The organism is Pseudomonas sp. CCC3.1 (assembly GCF_034347405.1).
Taxonomy (GTDB): domain Bacteria; phylum Pseudomonadota; class Gammaproteobacteria; order Pseudomonadales; family Pseudomonadaceae; genus Aquipseudomonas.
On sequence record NZ_CP133778.1, the window covers coordinates 95277 to 116870 of the forward strand.

Genomic DNA, 21594 nt, shown 5'->3' on the forward strand with positions numbered 1-21594 from the left:
AGACTCTTAACGTAAGGGAACGCCATCGTCGTACGCCGTCAGGTGTTCGATAACCCCAATAAAAAAAGCCAAGACAAGAGGGCGAACCCATGTCGCTTAGCAAGTCAGAACTGCTTAAGGCCTATCGCAAAATGCGCGAAATTCGCGTGTTCGAAGAACGTCTCCATCAAGAGAACACCACCGGCGATATCCCCGGATTCATTCACCTTTATTGCGGTGAAGAGGCGATCGCCGTAGGGGTTTGCGAGCACCTTAAAGACACCGACTACATCGGCTCGACCCACCGTGGTCACGGCCACTGCATCGCCAAAGGCTGTGATATTCACGGGATGATGGCGGAAATCTTTGGCAAGGATTCAGGGCTCTGCCGAGGCAAGGGCGGGTCCATGCACATCGCCGATTTGAGCAAAGGCATGCTCGGTGCCAACGCCATTGTTGGTGGCGCGCCACCGTTGGCCATCGGTGCGGCCCTGACTGCAAAAACCTTGGGTAATGGCGGGGTGGCCGTATCGTTTACCGGTGATGGCGGCTCGAACCAGGGGCTGGTATTCGAAGCCATGAATATGGCCGTGGTGCTGCAATTGCCGGTCATTTTCATGTTCGAGAACAACGGCTTCGGCGAAGCCACCGGCCACGACTATGCAGTGGGCGGGCGCAACATTACCCAGCGTGCGGCAGGCTTCGGCATGCCTGCGGTCAAGGTTGACGGCACGGACTTCTTCTCGGTCTATGAAGCGGTTGGGGTGGCCGTCGAGCGGGCGCGCAATGGCGGCGGACCTACTGCAATCGAAGCGGTGGCCCATCGTTGGTACGGGCACTTTGAAGGCGACCCGATGCTGTATCGCGCCGATGGCGAAGTCGAGCGTCTGCGCCAGGAAAGCGACCCTTTGAAAATCTTCAGTCAACACGTTGCCGGTCAAGTCTCCCCAGAAGAACTGCAAGCCATCGACGCCGAGGTTAACGCCTTGGTCGACGATGCCGTGGCCAAGGCCCGCGCGGCAGATTTCCCTGCGGTAGAAAGCTTGCTGACCGACGTCTACGTGTCTTACTGAGGATTCAAACCATGGCAATTCGTACTTATCGTGAAGCGGTCAAAGAAGCCCTGGCTCAGGAAATGGCACTCGACGATCGTGTGGTCTTGATCGGCGAAGACGTGTGCGGCGGGCAGGCCGGTACAGCCGAAGTGGGCAGCAAAGGCGAGGCGTTCGGCGGCGTGCTGGGCGTGACCAAAGGCTTGTGGACCGAGTTCGGTTCGGCGCGGGTTATCGATACGCCGATCACCGAGTCGGCCATTATCGGCATGGCGGCGGGCGCGGCCATGACCGGCTTGCGGCCTGTGGCTGAACTGATGTTCATGGACTTTTTTGGCGTCTGCCACGACATGCTCTACAACCAGGCAGCCAAGTTTCGCTACATGTTCGGCGGCAAGGCCAAGGCCCCGATGGTGGTGCGCGGTATGATCGGCGCGGGCTTCTCGGCAGCGGCCCAGCACTCGCAATCGCCTTACCATATTTTCGCCACCACGCCGGGCCTGAAAGTCGTGGTTCCGTCGACCCCGTATGACGTCAAAGGCTTGCTGATTCAAGCCATTCGCGACGACGATCCGGTGGTGTTCTGCGAACACAAGGCGCTTTACGACATCAAGGGCGAAGTGCCCGAAGAGCCTTACACCATTCCTTTTGGCGTGGCCAACTACACCCGCGAAGGCACCGACGTGACCATCATCGCCCTCGCGGCCATGGTCCACAAAGCCAACCAGGTGGCCGACAAACTGGCGGGCGAAGGCATCTCGGTTGAAGTGGTCGACCCGCGCACGGTCTCGCCGCTGGACGAAGACGGCATTCTTGAATCTGTGACCTCTACTGGCCGTGTGGTGATTGTCGACGAGTCGGCCGCGCGCCTGGGCTTTGCCCACGACCTCGCTGCCTTGATCGCCACCAAAGCCTTTTACCAGCTCAAAGCCCCGATCATCATGGTCACCCCGCCACACACACCGGTGCCGTTCTCGCCCGTGCTGGAACAGGCCTGGATCCCGAGCGTCGATCGCATCGAGGCCGCCGTACGTAAAGTGATGGAGGCCTGAACATGAGCGAGATCAAAATCATCGAGGTGCCTAAATGGGGCCTGTCGATGGAAGAGGGCACCCTGAATAACTGGCTGATTGAAGAAGGCGACAGCTTCAAACAGCATCAGGAACTGTGCGACATCGAGACCAGCAAAATCTCCAACGTTCTGGAGGCGCCGTTCGATGGCGTGCTGCGCCGCAAAGTGGCGCAGCCGGGGCAAACCTTGCCGGTCGGCGGGTTGCTGGGAGTGGTGGCCGATGCGTCGGTCAGCGATGCCGAAATTGACGCCTTTATTGCTCAGCGAGGTACAGCGCCTGCCGCTGCGGCCCCGCAGCCAGAGGTTGTTTCGGTCGCTGCTGCGGCACCGGCTGTCGCCGTTAAGGCGTCTGAACCGGTAGCGGTTCCAGCGGCAAAAACCACTCACGGCTGGCACGTGCCGCAGGCGTTACTCGGCGCAAGTGCCGAATCGGTGTTTGCTACGCCGCACGCCACGCGTTTGGCCAAAGAACTGGGCATCGACTTAAGCCGTGTCAACGGCACAGGCCCGCAAGGGCGCATCAGCGTGAGTGACATCGAGCACGCCGTTAAGGACCTCGGCGGCAAGGTCGCGACGCTTCAACCGGCGCTCAAAGCGGATGGCCCTGCGCGTTCGCGGGCCGATGACAGTCACATTGTGGCCACGCCGGTGGCGCGTCGTTTGGCCGCCAAGCTGGGCGTTAATCTTAACGATTGCCGCGTCACTGGCAGCCGTGGTCGGGTCAGCAAGGCCGATGTGCTGGAAGTCAGCGCGGTGCAAAATCCGCGGGTGGCGCTGACTGTTCAAGCAACGCCTGAAGCGCCGCACGCCGACGTGCTGCCCATGAACGGCATGCGCAAAGCGATTGCGGCGCGCTTGCAAGCGTCCAAACGCACGGCCCCGCACTTTCGCTTGCAGGCTGATCTGGACCTTGAAGCGCTGCTGGCGCTGCGCAGTGAAATCAACGCCTCGGCCCCGGCGATCAAACTGTCGGTCAATGACCTGCTGATCAAAGCCTGTGCGCTGGCGCTGATCAAAGTGCCGGACGTGAACGTGCAGTTCGACGAAGAACGCCAGGCCGTCTTGCGCTTTGCCGACGCTGATATTTCGGTGGCTGTGGCCCTGCCCGCAGGCTTGATTACGCCCATCGTGCGTCAGGCCAATCGCAAGAGCCTGTCGAGCATCTCTGAAGAAATGCTCAGCCTGGTGACCAAAGCCAAAGCCGGCAACCTCAAGCCTGAGGAGTTCCAGGGCGGCACATTCAGTATTTCCAATCTGGGCATGCTCGGCGTCAGCCAGTTCGACGCCATCATCAATCCGCCCCAAGGCGCAATTCTGGCCATCGGCGCGGGCGAGCAACGGGTGGTTGCGCACAATGGTCAAGCCGCGGTGCGCACACAAATGACCGTGACCTTGTCGTGCGATCACCGGGTGATCGATGGCGCGTTGGGGGCGACGTTCCTCAAAGAACTCAAGCGTCTGGTACAGACCCCAAGCTTGATGATGCTCTAGGAGCCACCATGACCGATAAATTTGATGTACTCGTCATCGGTGGCGGCCCCGGCGGCTACGTGGCCGCTATCCGCGCGGCCCAATTGGGGCTGAGCACGGCGCTGGTCGAACAGCAGCACTTGGGCGGCATCTGCCTGAACTGGGGCTGCATTCCGACCAAAGCCATGCTCAAGGGCGCTGAAGTCGGGCACACCTTGAAGCACCTGGGCACCTTTGGTTTCAGCGCTGACAACATCCAGTTTGATATTGCGCAACTGGTCGCTCACAGCCGTGGCGTGTCGCGCAAACTGACCGCGGGTATTGCTTATTTGCTGAAGAAAAACGCGGTCAGGGTCATTGACGGCCGTGGCCGGGTCAGCGCCAAAGGCGTGGTCACCGTCAGCGCTGAACAGGGCGAGGCGGTGTATCAGGCGCGGCATATCATTCTGGCCACCGGGGCCCGACCCAGGCCGTTACCGGGGCTGGTGGCCGACGGGCAAAAAGTCTGGAGCTACTTCGATGCACTGGTGCCCAAAAGCGTGCCCGAGTCGTTGCTGGTGATTGGCTCTGGCGCCATTGGTGTGGAGTTCGCCAGCTTGTACAGCGACCTGGGCAGTCAGGTGACGCTGGTCGAAGTGGCCAAGCACATCATGCCGGTCGAAGACCAAGAGGTTGCGAGCCTGGTGCAGCGCGAGTTCGAGCAACGCGGGATTCGCGTGCTGACACAGACCAAAGTCAGCGCGGTGCAAGGCGAGGTGGGCGCGCTGCACTGCACGCTCTCGCTCAGCGATGGCAGCGAGCAGACCGTGCAGGTGGCGCAAGTGCTGCTGGCAGCTGGCATCCAACCGAACATTGAAGACATGGGGCTTGAAGCGCTGGGCGTCGAGTTTGAAAAAGGCTTTATCAAAACCGACCCGTGGTGCCGAACCAGCGTTGCCGGGCTGTATGCGATTGGCGACGTGGCGGGCGCACCGTGCCTGGCGCACAAGGCCAGCCATGAAGGCGTGGTGTGTGTCGAAAAACTCGCAGGGGTCGAAGGCGTGCACCCGCTGAACAAAAACCGCATTCCGGGCTGCACTTATGCCCGACCGGAAGTCGCCAGTCTGGGGCTCACCGAAGCGGCGGCGCGCAGCAACGGACATAACGTCGCCGTGGGGCGCTTCGACTATCAAGCCAACGGCAAAGCGTTGGCCATGGGCGAAAGCAAAGGCTTTGTAAAAACGGTTTTCGATGCCGACACCGGCGAACTGCTGGGGGCGCACATGGTAGGGCCGCATGTGACCGAACAGATCCAGGGATTTGGCATCGCCCAAGCGCTGGAAGCCACGGACGCTGAGTTGAGTGACGTGATCTTTGCGCACCCCACCCTCAGCGAAGCCATGCACGAAGCGGTGCTGGCGGCCCGAGATCGTGCGCTGCATCAATAGACCCGCCAGCGGTCTGGGCTATGGTTTAGACCGCTGACCATGCTAACGATTGAAAGGAGCCCAACGAATGAAACTCACTGGAAAAGTGGCATTGATCACCGGCGCGGCACAGGGCATTGGCCGTGGCATCGCATTGCGTCTGGCAAAAGACGGCGCCGACATTGCCTTGGTCGACCTCAATCAGGACAAATTGCGCCAGGTTGCCGAAGAAGTCGAAGCGCTGGGCCGTAAAGCCAGCACCTTTGTGGCCGACGTAGGTGACCGCGAACAAGTATTCCAGGCCGTTGAGCATGCACACAGCACGCTGGGCGGGTTGGACATCATGGTTAACAACGCGGGCATTTCGCAGGTCAAACCGCTGGCCGACGTCACTCAGCAAGAAGTTGAGCGCATCTACCGCATCAACGTCCAAGGCACCTTGTGGGGCATTCAGGCTGCGGCGGCCAAGTTCCAGGCACTCAAGCGCACAGGCAAAATCATCAATGCCAGTTCGATTGCCGGCCATGAAGGCTATGCCTTGCTGGGCGTTTATTCCTCCACCAAATTCGCGGTACGGGCCTTGACCCAAGCGGCGGCCAAAGAGCTGGCGGTGCACGGCATCACCGTCAACGCCTACTGCCCTGGGGTTGTGGGGACTGACATGTGGGTCGACATCGATAAACGCATGTCCGAAATCACGGGCGCGCCGATTGGTGCGACCTACGAGAAGTTCGTTAACGGGATTGCCTTGGGCCGTGCGCAAACCCCGGAAGACGTGGCAGCATTCGTCGCCTACCTGGCCAGCCCGGACGCCGACTACATGACCGGCCAAGCGCCGCTGATCGATGGTGGATTGGTGTTCCGTTAAACCCAACCCGTAGCAGCTGCCGAGCTTGGCGAGGCTGCGTCCGATTGCGAAGCGATCGTAAATGCTGAGAACTCGATTTAACTGGGTAGTCACGACAGGCCATTTGCGACTGCTGCGCAGCCGGACGTAGCCTCGCCAAGCTCGGCAACTGCTACTAACGGTCGGGCCGTTCGTCCTTAAGCGCTGTAGCGATTACTCGGTCGCTGCAAACCCAGATGCTCGCGCAATGTGGTGCCGCTGTACTCGCGGCGAAACAACCCGCGTTGTTGCAGGATCGGCACCACGCCGTCGACAAAGTCATGCAGCCCTTCAGGCAGAAACGGCGGCATGATGTTGAAGCCGTCTGCACCCTGTTCTACGAACCATTGCTCCAGCGTATCTGCGACAGTTTTCGGCGTGCCGATCACAGTGTGATGCCCGCGAGCACCGGCTATTTTCAGGTACAGCTGACGAATGCTCAGGTTCTCTCGGCGTGCCAATTCGATAAACAGCGCCTGTCGGCTTTGCATCGAATTGCTCACCGGCAACTCGGGCAATGGCCCGTCCAGGTCGTAACCCGACAGGTCAAAACCACCGGCCATGCCTGCCAGCAACCCCAGCCCCACACGCGGGTCGAGCAGGTCTTGCAGTTGCTGGTACTTTTCATCGGCTTCGTCCTGGCTGCTGCCGATCACCGGGGAGATGCCGGGCATGACTCTCAACTGATCCGGCGTGCGTCCATAACCGGCCAGGCGTCCTTTGACGTCTGCATAAAAAGCCTGCGCATTGGCCAATGTCTGTTGCGCGGTGAAGACCACTTCGGCGGTGCGCGCTGCCAGCGCTTTGCCGGGTTCTGAGGAACCCGCTTGAATCAGCACCGGGTAGCCCTGCGGCGGACGTGGAATATTCAGCGGCCCGCGCACCCGGTAGTGCTGCCCTTTGTGGCCCAGCACGTGCAGTTTTTCGGCCTCAAAAAATGTGCCGCTGGCTTTGTCCCGAACAAACGCGTCGTCTTCGTAGCTGTCCCACAGACCGGTCACCACATCGATGAATTCTTCGGCGCGCTGATAACGGTCGTCGTGCTCGAAATGCTGTTCGCGGCCAAAATTCAAGGCTTCCAGATCGGTGGCCGAGGTCACCAGGTTCCAGCCGCTGCGCCCGTCACTCAAGTGGTCGAGGGACGCAAACTTGCGCGCCAGCAAGTAGGGTTCGTTGTAGCTGGTGGACACGGTCGAGATCAGGCCGATGCGCTCGGTTACTGTCGCCAGCCCGGACAGCAGCACAAGGGGGTCGAACACGTCACCGGCGGTGGTGTACTGACCGAGTTCGGGCGTGCCCATCAGGGCCAGGTTGTCAGCGAAAAAGATCGCGTCGAACTTGCCCCGCTCAGCCGTTTGCGCCAGTTGTTTGAAGTGCTGAAAGTTCAGCCCACCCCCGGCCCAGGCGCGTGGGTGGCGCCAGGCGGCCAGGTGATGACCGCTGCTCATGATGAACGCGCCAAGGCTCATGTGTCGGGTTGTCATGTTCACCTCAGAAGTCATAACGAACGGTCACACCGGCCGTGCGTGGCTGGCCGGGTGAGGCGGTGTACAGGCCGTTGATGCCGTTGCCGACAGCTAGGTAATACTCTTTGTCGAAGGCGTTTTTGACCCACAGCGAGGCGTCCAGCAAACCATCGCCATAACCCACGCGAGCGCCCACCGAGAAGTTCGCCAGGCCATAGCCGTTGATTTTCGACAGGTCAGAGTTGTCCAGTGTGCCTTCGCTTTCGGAGCGATAGGCATAGCTGCCGGTGGCATATGGCTCAACGCCGTTGACGCGTGGCCATTTGTATTCGCCGTTGACGTTGCCGATCCAGCGCGAAGCCCCGGCCACGGGTTTGCCTGTCAGGTCGCAGGTGGTGGCGCCGACCACTTCTGCCGGGCACGGTGCGTTTTTGAAGGACAGATACGTCACGTCATTGAACGAGCCGTTGACGTTCACGGTCAGGCCCCGCACGGGCACCGCCGTGGCTTCGAGTTCAACCCCGCGTGAGCGCACCGAGCCTGCGTTGGTCAGCAATTGGTAGCCGGTCAATGCGCCCGGCGGCTGATAGTACGTGGTGGCTTGGTAGCCGTTTACGCCGGTCCAGAACACGTTGGCATTGAGTTGCAAGCGGTGGTCGAACAGTTGGCTCTTGACCCCCAATTCGGCATCGTTGGCCCGCTCCGGACCGACCAGCAGCGACTCAGCCCCCGCGCTCGGTGCCGAGGCTACCGCTAGGTTGACCCCGCCGGATTTTTCGCCGTGGGACAGCGATGCATAGCCGAGCACGTCGTCGTCGAAGTGGTAGCTCACGCTGGCCAGAAACGATGGCGCTGCGTTATGCATATGCAGGTTGCCGCTGTCGTATGCGCCCACCTGGCCAGCACGCACGGCGTTGCCGTCGACAACGCCGGGAATGACCACCGCCGGGCCGCCGCCAGTGGGGGCAAAGCGCTGCACATTGGCTTCTTTTTCTTCGTAGGTGCCGCGTATCCCGGCGCTGAAGTCCAAGCGGTCACTCAAGTGCCAGGTGCCTTGGGCAAACAAAGCGTAACTCTCGGTGTTGACCTTGCCGTTCACCTTGCTGTTGATGTTGTTGAGCGCATTGAGATTGGCGCCAATCAGGTCCAGGTCCGCCAGCGGGCCAAAGTCGGTGAAAATCCGATTGCCCAGGTTCTGCTTGAAGGCATAGGCACCGACCACGTAATCAAAGAAGTCGCCCTTGGGTGACGCGAGGCGTATTTCCTGGGAGAACTGACGGTCGTGCACTTCGAAGCCGTAGTCCTTGATCACCGGCACGTCCAGTTGGTCGGCGTCGTTGGCGGGGTTGAAGTGCCAACTGCGATAGGCGCTGATGGAGGTCAGGGTATAGCCGCCTGCCAGGTTCCAGTTGGCTTCAACCGAGCTGGCGTTCTGGTGCACGCTGACATTCTGTCGGCCATCGATATTGCTTTTACCGAGTTCCGGGTGGGCGCCGACCAGCGCCGCACGCTTCCAGAACACCGGCCCGGCGCCATAAATCACGCTGCTGCCGCTGCTGGAGTTTTCAGAGTTGTATTCGTTGATCCAGCGCAGGCTGAAGTCTTCGTTGGGCTTGAACAGCAATTGCCCGCGTATGCCTTCACGTTCGCCGCCGAGCAAGGTGCGGCCGTCGTAGCGGTTGTTCAGATAGCCGTCATCGCGGGTGCGATAAAACGACACGCGCCCGGCCAGTGTGTCGGTGATCGGCCCCGAGAAACTGCCCTTGCCCTGAAAATAGCCGTCCTGGCCCCCGGACACCTGAACGCTGCGTTCAGGCGTAAAGGTCGGGCCGCGGGTGGCGATGTTCAGGACGCCCGCGGTGGTGTTTTTGCCGAACAAGGTGCCTTGTGGGCCGCGCAACAGTTCCAGTTGCTCAATGTCCATCATGTCGAACGCGGCCATGCCGGGACGGCCGAGGTAGACGTTGTCGAGGTAGATCCCGGCGCTGCCTTCCAGGCCATCGCTGGCGGGGTTGTTGCCAATGCCGCGCACCGCGAAGCTCGACACGCGGGCGTGGGTGTAGGCCACGTTAACGCTGGGCAGCGCCTGTTGCAGGTCCTGGATTTTATAGATCCGCTGGCTCTCCAACTGGGCGCCACTCAGGGTCGTGATCGGCGTGGGCACATCTTGCGATTCCTCGGCCCGGCGCCGTGCCGTCACGGTCACTTGCTCCAGACGCGGGGCGTCGCTGTCGGCCTGTGTGCTGGCGATTGTTGAAGGCTTATCGGTTTCGTCGGCGGCCAGGGCGCAGGTGGCTGACAAGGCAACGGGCAGTGCCAGCCATAAAGAAATGCTCAGGGGTTTGAGACGGTGGGCCGTGGTGGCCGAATAACGTAACAGCATGGGCTGGGGACTCCTGATTGCCGCGCGACACTGCGGATCGTGCACGGTAGGGGTCCATCCTAGGGGCGATGATCAGGGCAAAAGAGGCTTGGGCGGACAACCTATAGTCCGCCACGGACACGCACCCTAAACGGCGATCAGCAGTGAGGGGTCATTGGCTGCCCGTAGTGCTGTCGGGCCTGGCAATTGGGGGAGCAGCGCCGAATCATCGCGTCGCCATTTGCCAGGGCTTTCACCCGTCCAGCGGCGGAAGGCACGGTTGAAACTGCTGGGTTCATTGAAGCCCAATCGGTAGCAGATTTCGTTGACGGAGTAATCGGTCTGGCGCAAGTAACTGAACGCCAACTGCTGACGGCATTCATCCAGCAGCGCCTTGAAACTGGTGGAGTGTTTGAGCAGTTGCCGGTGCAGGTTGCGCACGCTCATGCCCAGGTCGAGGGCCACGCGCGTTTGTTGCACGTCGGCCAGGGGCAGGTAGCGGATGATGACGGCGCGCACCCGCTCCGGCAGATTGAGCCGACGCTGGCGCTCCAGGTAATCGTTCAGCACGCTGTCCAGGCCCTGCGCCACTTCTTGGTTAGCAGTGCTCAGCGGCGTGTCCAGCCAGCTGTTGGTGTACACAATGGCGTTTTCACTGGCCTCAAACCTGACCGGGCACCCCAGCAGGCGGGCCCAGCGCGAAGGGTCGCGTGGGGTCGGCCGGGTCAAGCGCACACACTGCACAATCGGCAGCTCGGCCCAGTTCTGGCGAGTGAAACGCACTGCGCAGGCAATCGATGCCTCGGTAGCAACTTGCTCTACCTCGGCGCCGGGCGCGACCCCATAGACCAGGCGCGTGGAATGCGGGCCGCGCACCAGGCTCATCGCGGCGGCGGTGGTGATCACGGGGGCATAACGCACCGCGCGGTCCAGCGCCTCAATAACCGTAGAGCTGCTTTGCACGGCGAAAAACAACCCGTGGAAGTCGGTCGGATAACTGTATTGCGCCACGTGCAGACCGAAACATTCGTCACCGCTGACCCGCACCGCGGCCCGCCAAAACGCACTCATGCAGGTGAGGGCGATGCGTTGGTTGGGGTCATACAAATTGCAATGCGCGATACCGGCTTCACGCAACAGCGGGGCCGTGCTGAAGCCTTGCCCCTCAAGGGTGCGAGCAATAACTTGAGCCCAAGTGGCAATGGTATCGATGGTCGTCATGGCGTCTCTCCGGCTCGCTCAACTTGTTGCTTAGGCCAGGCCTTCGGCGGCCCGGGTCTGCACCACTGATTCGCGTGCCAGGTAACGTTCGAGAAACCCTTGCAACGCCGGGAAGTCCCGCAACAGCGAGCCTGCACGCGCGCTCCAGCCGACGAACACACCCAAATAAGCATCCGCCAAGGTAAAGCGGTTGCCCACCAAGTAACTCTCATCGCGCAAGCGCGCTTCCAGCGGCTTCAGCGCGTTTGCCAGTTGTTGCAGCCCGCGTTGACGGATGCCCGGGAACGCCGCTTCATCGGTGCTGTAGCGCTCAGGGCGATTGATCGGTCGAAACGCGCCGACGTGCACTTCGGTGCCCAGATAACCGATCCATGACTGAATCAATGCACGCTCCGTGGTCCCGGCCGCGGCAAACAGCGAGGTGCCGGGCCGCAGGTCTGCGAGGTAAGGCAGGATGGCCGTGTTCTCGGTCACCAGCGTCTTGTCATCGAGCAGCAAGGCGGGTACTCGCCCGCTTGGGTTGATCTGGCGATAAGGCGTGTCCGGGGTATGAATCGTGGCGCGCTCGACCGTGATGGGCAGTTGCAATTCGTGGATCACAACATGGGCGGCGAACGAGCAGGCGCCGGGAGAAATGAACAGTGTGGTCATACGGATCCCTTGTCTTAACGGCTGGCTTGTGGGGTTTGGGTGGCGGTGTCTGCTGTGTGCGGGGCGGCTGTGAGCGCGGCATCGATAAAGCGCGGCTCGGCCCAGGTCTTCACATCGAAACCTTTGCGGATCAACTTGGCATCCAGCGCCAGATCGACGCTGTGCTGCAAGTTGTCGATAAACGAGGCGTCGAGTTGTGGCGCGAAAATCGTGTTCAGCGACTGATCGGCCGCATCGGCTGTAAGAATGGCTGGTGGGTAACTGGCGAGTCGGGACACCAGGTCGATGTAGTCCTGTTTGTGCGCGTCATTGCGCAACCAGGCAATGGCCGGTTGCTGGGCTTTGATCAGACGGGCGACCAGTTCCGGGTGCTCATCGACGAAAGCGCCGCGCCCCAGCAGTACGGCTTGCATGCTGCCCGCGCCGCCCAGATCCACCGTGGTCAGCGGTAACTCCGCCAGGCCACGGGCTTTGAGCGCGAGCACGCCGGCACCGGACCAGGTCGCGTCAATCTGCTTGGCGGCCAGCGCAGCGTTGGCGGCGTTGTAGTCCAGATTGATCACCTTGAAGTCGCTTTCCTTGAGGCCTTGATGGGCCAGCGCAGAGGCGAACGACAACTGAGTGGCGGTCCCGCGGAAAATCGCCACGCGCTTGCCTTTCAGCGTTTCGAACGAGGTAATCCCCGAGCCGGGTTGCACCGCGAGATAAAGCTTCACGTTACGGGCTACCGCGCTCAGCAGGCGAGTATCAAGGCCTCCGGCCTTACCAATAATCGCCGGAAAATCACCCAGGTAAGCGAAGTCTTCCTGACCGTTGGCCAGCGCTTCATTGATCGCCGGGCCTGCGCCTTTGAAGAAGTCCCAGCGAATCGTGATGCCATCTTTTTCGAATTCTTTTTCCAGCGTTTGCCGGTCGCGCAGCACATCAACAATCCCTGCACCGCTGGGCGTTGGCCCGGCGCTGATGTCGGGTACCGCGATACGAATTTCTTTGACTGTATCGGCCAGCACCTGGCCGGAAACCAGTAAAGCGGCGAGGGACAACGCAACGAATGAACGCGTTCGAATCACGCTGATGCTCCTGCAAAAACCAGCGAAGTGCCGGATTGAGGACGCAGATATAGGGGGTCTGGGATAAAAAATAAAATACTAAAAGAGTCGTTACTTATGTCTTTTGGGTATAGGCGAGGGCGGGCTATACGGGGTAGCTCAATGCCTGTCGCCGCTGTTGCGGGTTGTGATAGGGGTCGTAGGGCTTTCCCGTCGGATGTTGGCTCTGGCTGTGGATATATCGGTAGGCGTGGTCGTAAGATTTTTTAAATAATCTTCAGTTAATTGGAGATAGCTTCTAAAATCTTCTGTTTTGGATAAATTTGATTCTAATTTATAGTTAAGTTTTTGGGTTTGGCTAGTTGCGGTTGCTATGTTTTTTTCAGAGTGGGTTGTAGCGTAAGAAAGAAGGGGCAGGATTTTTTTATTTAAGTTGTGTTGTTTTAAGGCTATATGGGCATTTATCTCTTTTATATATTTTGTAGTTTTAGTGATTTTATCAGCGTGGTTGTATTTATTTAAAGCCTTGTCTAAAGCGTATTTGTTTACATCATAGAAACTGTCAGGCAGCCCATTATTTGAAAGATGCAGAAGGGTTTCAGGGATTTTTCCATATATTTTAGTTATCCAACTTTCCGCCGTTGGGTCAATACGCGTAATCGGGTTGTTAGAGCAATACGCATACGCATTGATGCCGCCTTTGCCAAACGGACTTAGCGTGTCCGGGCTATTAAACCGCATTAACACCGGGTTGTACGCTCGGTGTCCCTGGCCCAATAAATAATGCCCCGTTACGGGGTCAGGTCGTTCACCATTAAACCCCAGCGCACTCAGTAAGCCATTCTCTGCTGGGCGATGGCCGTAAGGGCTGTAGGCCTGGGGCTGATAGTGGGTGGAGTTAATAGTGTGCAGCACCGATGTTTGCAGGTCTGTGGCCAATAAGGTGACAGCGTCACCGAGGTATCGCTCGGCTAGCGGCAGGGATTGGTGTTCGAAAAAACTCGTGGTTATTTCACTATTAATCTCAGTCGCTATGCGAGTGTCTCGGTAAAACCGTTGGGACGCGTGAGTGCGCGTCAAACGATCCAGCGGGTCGTAGTGATAGAGGGCGGTATAGGTTTTTTTAGGTGTGCTCACGAGATGCTCACTTAGAGACACTGGGTTGTGTTTCAGCGTCTGCCTATTCTTTTGGCTTGCCTAGCTAGCAGATCTGATAGGTCGTGCGCGATGGCATACGTGGCCAGATCCACGTGCTGTGGAGGCTCAGGTCGCAAGCTTCGCTGGATTGAAAGAGAAACGTCGTACGAAACGGCTGATTATTGGCGGCATGCACACCCGTAGCAGCTGCCGAGCTTGGCGAGGCTGCGTCCGATTGCGAAGCGATCGTAAATGCTGAGAACTCGATTTAACTGGGTAGTCACGACAGGCCATTTACGACTGCTGCGCAGCCGGACGTCGCCTCGCAAGGCTCGGCAACTGCTACGGGAGAGGGGTGCTTAGCGGTCTGGTGCCGTGCCATGGTGGCTAGGGATTGGGCCTGATCAAGAAACTGAGCATTGCGCGGATCCGGGGGACTGACTAAATTGGCGCATCTGACGAGACATTTGTCTTACCCGTTTCTACGTGCACTAAAAATGGGTAGTTTGGATCTATAGTGGCTGGCGCAAAGGCCCGCTGTACGGCATCGACTGTTGGCGGTGTCGTTTAATCTGCCAAGAACAGCATTCGAGGTAATCATGTCTGTCCCGAGTATCGACTGGAGCACACTGGGCTTCAGCTACATAAAAACCGACTACCGCTACCTGTCTCACTGGAGCCAGGATCAGTGGGATGCAGGTGTCCTGTCCGAAGACAACGTGTTGCACATCAGTGAAGGCTCCACCGCCTTGCACTATGGGCAACAGTGCTTCGAAGGCCTCAAGGCTTATCGTTGCAAGGACGGTTCGATCAACCTGTTTCGCCCCGATCAGAACGCCCTGCGCATGCAACGCAGCTGCGCTCGTCTGATGATGCCGAGTGTCTCGGTTGAGCAGTTCATCGATGCCTGCACCCAAGTGGTCAAAGCCAACGAGCACTTCATTCCGCCGTACGGCTCGGGTGGCGCGCTCTACCTGCGGCCTTTCGTGATTGGCGTGGGTGACAACATCGGCGTGCGGACCGCCCCTGAGTTCATTTTCAGCGTGTTCTGCATCCCGGTTGGCCCGTACTTCAAAGGCGGGATGAAGCCTTGTAACTTCATGATTTCCAACTACGACCGCGCCGCGCCAAATGGCACCGGTGCTGCCAAAGTGGGTGGCAACTACGCGGCCAGCCTGCTGCCTGGCTCTGAAGCCAAGAGTGCAGGTTTTGCAGATTGCATCTACCTGGACCCGCTGACCCACACCAACATCGAAGAAGTCGGCTCGGCCAACTTCTTTGCAATTACCCAAGACAAGCAATTTGTCACTCCGCGCTCGGCGTCGGTACTGCCGGGTATCACCCGCCTGTCGTTGATTCAACTGGCCAAAGACCGTCTGGGCTTGACCGTGGTTGAAGGGGATGTGCCGGTAGGCGATCTGAAGAAGTTTACCGAAGCTGGCGCCTGTGGCACCGCTGCTGTGATCACGCCGATTGGCGGCATTCAGTACAACGGTGAACTGCACGTTTTCCATAGCCAAGAGGAAGTGGGTCCGGTGACGCAGCAACTGTATAAGGAGCTGACCGGTATCCAGTCTGGAGACATCGAAGCGCCGGAAGGTTGGATCGTGAAGATTCAAGGGGCGTAACGACAGGCTTGGCCATTGTCAGGCATTAAACTGCCGGACAGTGGCCAATGCTGTTCATTCACGCCAACGCAAACCCTGACGCAATTGCCTGCGCCGCCTGAGCCAAGCGCTGCGTGGCGCTGCGGATTTCCTCCAGATTGAGCGAGGCGAACCCCAGACGCAGGGCATTTTCGGGGTGATCAACGGGTGAAAACAGGCGAGCGCTGCGCACCACCAAGTCCAGCTCCAGCGCTTTTTCAGCCAGTCGATTGACGTCGATTGAGTCCGCGAATTTTACCCACAACGCCAGTCCTCCCTCCGGTTCCTGCACAACGATCTGCTCACCAAAAGCCTCCAGCAGGCAACTGAGCAGGGTTTCTCGACGTTGGCGGTATTCTTTGGAAACCCGACGCAGATGCTTCTTCAGCTCGCCATGGTTGATCAAATCTCCCAGCATCCGCTGCATGACGGCATCGCCTTGGCCCAGGCTCACCGCCGCCGTGCGCTCGAGCGCTGCGATGACCTCTGACGGCGCAACGATATAGCTGCAACGAAAGGTGCTGCCCAAGGACTTGGACAGCGAGCCGATGTAGATCACATGACGTTGCGCGCTGTCGCTGGCCAGAGGCAAATAGGGCCGTCCGGCAAAGTGATACTCGTGGTCGTAGTCTTCCTCGATGATGCAGAAATCATGCAGTCGGGCCAATTCCAGGAGCTGTTGCCGACGTCCGGCACGCAGGCTGACGGTGGTAGGAAACTGGTGATGGGGAGTGACATACATCATTCGCACATCGTGTATCTGGCACAGTTGCGCGAGCTGATCGACCCGACAACCTTCTTCGTCCAAGTCCACGGTGACCAGTTGTGCGCCCAACTGGCGGAAAATCTCCCAGGCAGGCGGATAACTCAGGCGTTCGACCACTACCACATCACCGGGTTTGAGCAACACGCTGGCCGTCAGGTACAGCGACATCTGCACGCCTTGGGTCAGGCAAATCTGCTCTGCGTCGACCGTCAGGCCGCGATTATGGCGCAACATGTCGGCCAGCGCGTTACGCAGGTAGTGGCTGCTGCCCGTGCTGCCATGGCGCACGGTGTTGGTGGTAAAGCTGTTGCGCAAGGCATTGCGGTAGTAGCGATGCAGAACCGCTTGTGGCAGCAGACGATGGTCACAGGCGCCGTTATCGAAAAACAGCGCGCCCGGCCGATGGTGCAGCGCGGTCACCTGCTCGCCCGGCGTGAAATAGGCCGCCGCGGGCGTGTCGCGCAGCGTCAAGGCAAACGACTTTGGCGCGCTGGCGGCCGCCACCGTTCCTGTCGCCAGTTGTGTACTGACGAAAGTGCCGCGACGTTGAATGCTGACCAGCCAGCCTTTGGTCACCGCTTCTTCGTAGGCCAGGATCACCGTCTTGCGGTTGACGTCCAGCAATCGCGCCATTTCCCGCGTCCCCGGCAACAGCGTTCCGGGGCGCAAACGGCCTTCGACAATGGCGCTCACCAAACCCTCGATGATTTTTCTATACGACGCCTGCGGCTGCACCCCATCGAGCTTGAGCAGAGGGCGCCATTTGCGAAGCTGGACCATGTGAATTATCCAAAACTGGAGGTTCTTGTGGTCCTAGTCTAGCGCAACAATCTGACCTCAATCGCCCCGAGGTGTTTATGCACAACCGCCATGTCGTTGAATTATTGCCCTCGGGCAAATCCTTTGAAACTGCCGATCAATTGCTGCTCGACGCCATGCTTGCCAGCGGCCTCGCCGTACCATTTTCCTGTCGGCGCGGCGCCTGCGGGTCGTGCAAGGTCAAGGTGGTGTCGGGTCACTATCGGCCAAAGCAGTACACGCCAGACACCCCGGCCCCTTCCTATCCGCTCGCGGCCGACGAGATGTTACTGTGCCAGAGCCATGCCTGTAGCGACATGCGTCTGGAAATTCCCGGCTGGTCACTGGACACGCCAACGCTGGAAGTCGCCGCACACGTGATCGGCAAACGTGCGCTGAGCGTCGATATTGTTGAGCTGGTGTTACTGCCCGCTCAGCCACTCGACGTTCGGGCGGGTCAGTACGTCAGATTTCGCCTCGACGATGGCGAAAGCCGCTGTTTCTCCATCGCCAATCTGCCTGGACAGGATCAGGGCCAACTGGTGTTTCATATTCGCCAAGTCAGCGGCGGCGTATTCTCCGAGCGCATTCTGCCGACCCTGCACGTGGGGGATGCGGTGAAACTCGAAGGCCCCGTGGGCGCCTGCACCTGGCAACACGAGGATGAACGCCCTGTCGTACTGTTCGCGACCGGGACCGGTTATGCGGGCATAAAACCCTTGTTGCTGACGGCCCTGGCCCGCCATGCCGAGGTCACTTTGTACTGGGGCAACTCCACGCCTGCGGACTTCTACGACGCTGAGTTTCTGGACCGAGCCAGCGAGGACCATCCACGGTTTCACTGGCATCGAGTCCTGTCGGCAGACGCCCGCGTGCAGCACGTTGCGCTGGCTCAGCCCCACCACTGGGCCGAGAGCCAAATCTACGCCTGCGGCAACAGCGCGATGATCAACCAAGTCCGCGAAACCTGTCTGGCAGCGGGCGCGCAGGCTCATCGCTTTGTCGCTGAAGCCTTCGTCCCCAGCGGTGCACTGACGAAGGCTTCATCCCTAAAAACGCTGGACCCGCTGCTGGAAAAAGTCGGCCCGCGCTACTCACTGGACGGCATGCTCGCTGCCCGCGAACAAACCGTAAGAGCCCTGGCCGCCATCGCCGAACAACTGAAAGTCGGCATGACCACAGCCCAAGCCCTGCAAATGGCCAGTCGAACATTGCACGACATGGGGGCGTCACACACCTGGCACCCGACCTACATACGCTTCGGCGACGACACCATCCGCACACCGCGCCAAGGCATCGACCCACAGCGCACGCTACGCGCCACCGACATCGCCGTGGTCGACCTTGGCCCCGTGTGGGATGGCTACGAAGGCGATTATGGCGACACCTTCGTATTCGGCGAACACCCTCTGCACCACGCCTGCGTCAAAGCCCTGCACCAAGTATTCGACGAAACCCGCGACGCCTGGCAGCGCGGGCTGACCGGACGTGAACTGTATGACTTCGCCGAGCAAAGCACCCACGCCAAAGGCTGGCGCCTTGAACGCAACCTGGCTGGACACCGCATCGCCGACTTCCCCCATGCCCTGCTCGGGCAAGACAAACTGGCCGACGTTGAAATCGTACCGAGCGAGATGGTCTGGGTGTTGGAGATACAGCTGTGTCATCCCACAGAACCGGTCGGGGCGTTTTTTGAGGATATTTTGATTGGCGAGGTGGGGCGGGGGTAGCTGGGAAGGGGCAAGCTGAAACTGTTTCAAATACTGCGAGAAACCTGTGGGAGCCTGGCTTGCCAGCGATGCAGCAATCCCGCTTCCACAGTTGGCCGTGTGCATAACCTGATACGGCTTGTATGGTCTGGTGCAAACAGGCTGAAGTCTTTGGTAGAGCAAGGCTCTAACGATTGTCTACAGATGAAAACCACTTTCACACAGGCATTAAAAAGCCGGCTTGTGGCCGGCTTCTCGGGGGCGGGTTTGGTTTGTTTTTGGCAAACCGTGCTCGCCTTCAATCGGGACATCCAGCGCGTGGCGTCTGGGTGTGTGGGGCGTGGCGGCTTATCGCTGCCTTGCCCTGCAATCCGGCCTGCTGGGAGCAGGGGGATGTGCGCGAGTGCGGCGAAGCATACTGGGAATCGCTTGTATTTCCCAGCAAAAATCCCGCTTCGGTTTCACCTTCTCACGCCTTGAGACGCTATTCCTCCAGTTTGTAAGGCACTGGCGGGCGGCGTTTATTGAGGGTGGACCACCAAAATACCCAGCCCAGTATCCGTAGGTGTTGCTCTTGTATCTGGAGCGCGCTGAAGAGTTCGTCCGGGTATTCATCGTGGTTGTGGCTGCGCAAGCGCAAGCCGTTGTTGGGCAGGCGGTAGACGTATTTGATGCGCAACATGCCGTCTTGTTCGAGGGCGTAGATTTCGCCATCCACGATTTGGGTCAGGCTGCGGTCGATGGCCACGGTGGAGCCAGCTTCAATTCGGGGCACCATGCTGTTGCCGATCATGGGGGCGCACATGGCCTGGTCAGGGCTGACATCCAGAGTGTGCAAGATGGCCGAGGTCAGGCGTATCCGGTATTCCGGTATCTGGGCCACGTGGGTTTTTCCTGAGCCACAGGCATTCAGCACTTCGCTGTAGAACGGTACGTCGATGTCGCTGGTGTTGTTGGGCGCAGCGTGGGGTTGTGAGGTTACAAGGTGCTGGTCTGGCGTTGAATGACGCGCCGTATGGCTGATGATCGGGGCTCCTGGATGTTTGATGCCTTCACCGGTGCGCAGCCATCGGCTGTTAACGCACAACAGTTCAGCGATTTCGTCCAGTCGGGCCATGGGGATGCCGCGCTTGAACCAGTTGTTGACGTGCTGCGGCGTGACGCGGCGATTGGCGGCGAAGTCCGAAGCGGATAAATGACACTCCCGCAGGAGGGTTCTGAGGCGATCACCGGATGTATTCATGAATGCGGAGTTTACGGAGAAGACGACACTGTTTAAATAAACTAAACGTTCAAAAAAAATAGATAAAAAGAGATAAATCCTCGCCTTGAAACGATATTTCCTACTCGATTCCTTCGCTCATTCAACTGGCATGAACAGGCTGTGTTTCAGTGCGTTTAGGCAGGCATAAAAAAACCCCGGCGAGCCGGGGTTTTTAGTGCGTTGAGCAAGCTGCTGGAGCCTGCCGGTCTGCACTTAGCCTTTGTAGGCAGCAACCGATTTGGTGATCTCGGCGCGGGCAGCTTCTGCGTCGCCCCAACCTTCGATCTTCACCCATTTGCCTTTTTCGAGGTCTTTGTAGTTCTCGAAGAAGTGCTGGATCTGCTGAATCAGCAGCGGTGGCAGGTCGGTGTACTCTTTCACGTCAACGTACAGCTGGGACAGCTTGTCGTGAGGCACTGCTACTACTTTGGCATCGCCGCCGCCGTCGTCAGTCATGTGCAGGATGCCAACTGGACGTGCGCGGATAACCGAACCTGGGGCTACCGGGTAAGGGGTCACGACCAGCACGTCGAGGGGATCACCGTCGTCAGCCAGAGTGTTCGGGATGAAGCCATAGTTGGCCGGGTAGAACATCGGGGTGGCCATGAAGCGGTCAACGAACAGGCAATCGCTGTCTTTGTCGATTTCATATTTGATCGGCGCGTGGTTAGCCGGAATCTCGATGGCGACGTAGATGTCATTCGGCAGGTCTTTGCCAGCCGGAATCTTGCTGTAGCTCATTGGGCGGTGCCCCCGTGTGTAGGCCAGTTTACTTGGCCGATTTGGCCAAAAAGTGGCGGCGATTATAGGCGTATTCCTATAACCGCGTCACGCTTGGCCGTTCAGTGATGTGCGCGGTATTCGGGGTGTTCGCTTTGCAGCTTGCGTAGCCGGGCCAGGGTGTCCTGACGATAAAACAGGCTGAGCTGCTGGTAAACCAGCGGGTAGACGTGGTGCAGCAGGTCTGGCGCGCTGAAGAAGTATTCGCTGGTGACCGCAAAGAACTCAGCCGGGTTTTCGGCTGCATAGGGGTCGATTGGCGCGTGGTCGGGGTTGTGGTGATCCAGGTAGTGATTGAGGTGGTCGAAGGCCTGTTGCATGTCCTTGGTCCAGTCAGTCACTTGCATGTTGCTGTGCAGCGGCGGCATGCCGTTGGCGGCGCCGTTGAGCATGTCCAGCTTGTGCGCCAGTTCGTGAATGACCAGGTTGTAACCTTCCCAATGACCACTGGCCAGCACGCCCGGCCAAGCCAATACCACCGGCCCATGTTGCCAGGCCTCACCGCTGTGGTGGCCTTCCCATTCATGTTCTACGCCACTGGAGTCGCGGTGACGCTGCGGGCTGACGAAGTCATCCGGGTACAAGACGATTTCGTGAAAACCTTGATACCAGTCCAGATCGCCCAGGTTGAGCAACGGCAGTTGCGCCTGAGCGGCCAGCAACAGTTCGCCCTCTTCTGTCAGCTCGACGCCGGGCATGGGCGTCAGGTGTTTTTCCTTGAGGAACAACACACTGCTTTCGCGCAGCCATTTGTCCTGCGCGTCGTCCAGCCCGTCAAGAATACTCAGGTGTTGGCGGACGTCATGCCAGACGTCCTCCGCCACCGGGTGCTGCGCCAGAATCCGCTGGCGTCTCCATTCACTCAGCGACCACATAGCCG

At 59.3% G+C, this 21594-nt stretch carries 17 protein-coding genes and 1 pseudogene; 7 read left to right on the forward strand and 11 right to left on the reverse strand.

Going from position 1 to position 21594, the window contains the following annotated elements:
- The first annotated feature begins 89 nt into the window (after positions 1–89).
- From RHM56_RS00510 to RHM56_RS00530, 5 genes are all read left to right on the forward strand, one after another.
- Complete coding sequence (locus RHM56_RS00510; protein WP_322237454.1) at positions 90–1052, forward strand: thiamine pyrophosphate-dependent dehydrogenase E1 component subunit alpha; 963 nt, start codon at positions 90–92, stop codon at positions 1050–1052.
- A gap of 11 nt (positions 1053–1063) precedes the next feature.
- Positions 1064–2083 (forward strand): alpha-ketoacid dehydrogenase subunit beta, encoded by a 1020-nt coding sequence (locus tag RHM56_RS00515; RefSeq protein ID WP_322237457.1) that lies wholly within the window; start codon positions 1064–1066, stop codon positions 2081–2083.
- A 2-nt stretch (positions 2084–2085) separates the two neighbouring features.
- Positions 2086–3594: a 2-oxo acid dehydrogenase subunit E2 gene (locus RHM56_RS00520; RefSeq protein ID WP_322237459.1), complete on the forward strand. Its 1509-nt coding sequence runs from the start codon at positions 2086–2088 to the stop codon at positions 3592–3594.
- A gap of 8 nt (positions 3595–3602) precedes the next feature.
- Positions 3603–5000, forward strand: coding sequence for a dihydrolipoyl dehydrogenase (lpdA, locus tag RHM56_RS00525; RefSeq protein ID WP_322237462.1), 1398 nt, complete (start codon positions 3603–3605; stop codon positions 4998–5000).
- 67 nt (positions 5001–5067) lie between these two features.
- Positions 5068–5847, forward strand: a complete 780-nt coding sequence (locus RHM56_RS00530; protein WP_322237465.1) for an acetoin reductase — start codon at positions 5068–5070, stop codon at positions 5845–5847.
- Between the two features lie 176 nt (positions 5848–6023).
- On the opposite strand, the gene RHM56_RS00535 is transcribed toward RHM56_RS00530, so the two are convergent.
- The 7 genes and pseudogenes from RHM56_RS00535 to RHM56_RS00560 form a co-directional block, all read right to left on the reverse strand.
- Positions 6024–7349: an LLM class flavin-dependent oxidoreductase gene (locus tag RHM56_RS00535; RefSeq protein WP_322237468.1), complete on the reverse strand. Its 1326-nt coding sequence runs from the start codon at positions 7347–7349 to the stop codon at positions 6024–6026.
- 7 nt (positions 7350–7356) lie between these two features.
- Positions 7357–9714, reverse strand: a complete 2358-nt coding sequence (locus RHM56_RS00540; protein WP_322237471.1) for a TonB-dependent receptor — start codon at positions 9712–9714, stop codon at positions 7357–7359.
- A gap of 137 nt (positions 9715–9851) precedes the next feature.
- Complete coding sequence (locus RHM56_RS25900) at positions 9852–9992, reverse strand: hypothetical protein (RefSeq protein ID WP_416194901.1); 141 nt, start codon at positions 9990–9992, stop codon at positions 9852–9854.
- Positions 9937–10914 (reverse strand): annotated as a pseudogene (locus tag RHM56_RS00545) (AraC family transcriptional regulator); the annotation flags it as partial. The pseudogene RHM56_RS00545 and the gene RHM56_RS25900, both read right to left, overlap by 56 nt.
- A gap of 30 nt (positions 10915–10944) precedes the next feature.
- Complete coding sequence (locus RHM56_RS00550) at positions 10945–11565, reverse strand: glutathione S-transferase C-terminal domain-containing protein (RefSeq protein WP_322237477.1); 621 nt, start codon at positions 11563–11565, stop codon at positions 10945–10947.
- A 14-nt stretch (positions 11566–11579) separates the two neighbouring features.
- Positions 11580–12635, reverse strand: a complete 1056-nt coding sequence (locus RHM56_RS00555; protein ID WP_416194876.1) for an ABC transporter substrate-binding protein — start codon at positions 12633–12635, stop codon at positions 11580–11582.
- Between the two features lie 138 nt (positions 12636–12773).
- Positions 12774–13751 (reverse strand): RHS repeat-associated core domain-containing protein, encoded by a 978-nt coding sequence (locus tag RHM56_RS00560; protein ID WP_322237480.1) that lies wholly within the window; start codon positions 13749–13751, stop codon positions 12774–12776.
- A 599-nt stretch (positions 13752–14350) separates the two neighbouring features.
- Between RHM56_RS00560 and RHM56_RS00565 the strand changes: the two genes are divergently transcribed.
- Positions 14351–15379 carry a branched-chain amino acid aminotransferase gene (locus RHM56_RS00565; protein ID WP_322237482.1) on the forward strand — a complete coding sequence of 343 codons (1029 nt, stop codon included), beginning with the start codon at positions 14351–14353 and terminating at the stop codon, positions 15377–15379.
- A gap of 58 nt (positions 15380–15437) precedes the next feature.
- On the opposite strand, the gene RHM56_RS00570 is transcribed toward RHM56_RS00565, so the two are convergent.
- Positions 15438–16943: a PLP-dependent aminotransferase family protein gene (locus tag RHM56_RS00570; protein ID WP_322237485.1), complete on the reverse strand. Its 1506-nt coding sequence runs from the start codon at positions 16941–16943 to the stop codon at positions 15438–15440.
- 77 nt (positions 16944–17020) lie between these two features.
- On the opposite strand from RHM56_RS00570, the gene RHM56_RS00575 reads away from it, so the two are divergent.
- Entirely contained in the window at positions 17021–18691 is a 1671-nt protein-coding gene (locus RHM56_RS00575; RefSeq protein ID WP_322237487.1) for a M24 family metallopeptidase, read from the forward strand.
- Positions 18692–19154: 463 nt separating this feature from the next.
- On the opposite strand, the gene RHM56_RS00580 is transcribed toward RHM56_RS00575, so the two are convergent.
- From RHM56_RS00580 to RHM56_RS00590, 3 genes are all read right to left on the reverse strand, one after another.
- Positions 19155–19913, reverse strand: a complete 759-nt coding sequence (locus RHM56_RS00580; protein WP_322237489.1) for a helix-turn-helix transcriptional regulator — start codon at positions 19911–19913, stop codon at positions 19155–19157.
- Positions 19914–20147: 234 nt separating this feature from the next.
- Entirely contained in the window at positions 20148–20675 is a 528-nt protein-coding gene (gene ppa, locus RHM56_RS00585; protein ID WP_016779241.1) for an inorganic diphosphatase, read from the reverse strand.
- 101 nt (positions 20676–20776) lie between these two features.
- A complete protein-coding gene (locus tag RHM56_RS00590) occupies positions 20777–21589 on the reverse strand; it encodes a M90 family metallopeptidase (RefSeq protein WP_322237491.1) in 813 nt (270 codons plus the stop codon).
- Positions 21590–21594: the final 5 nt, after the last annotated feature.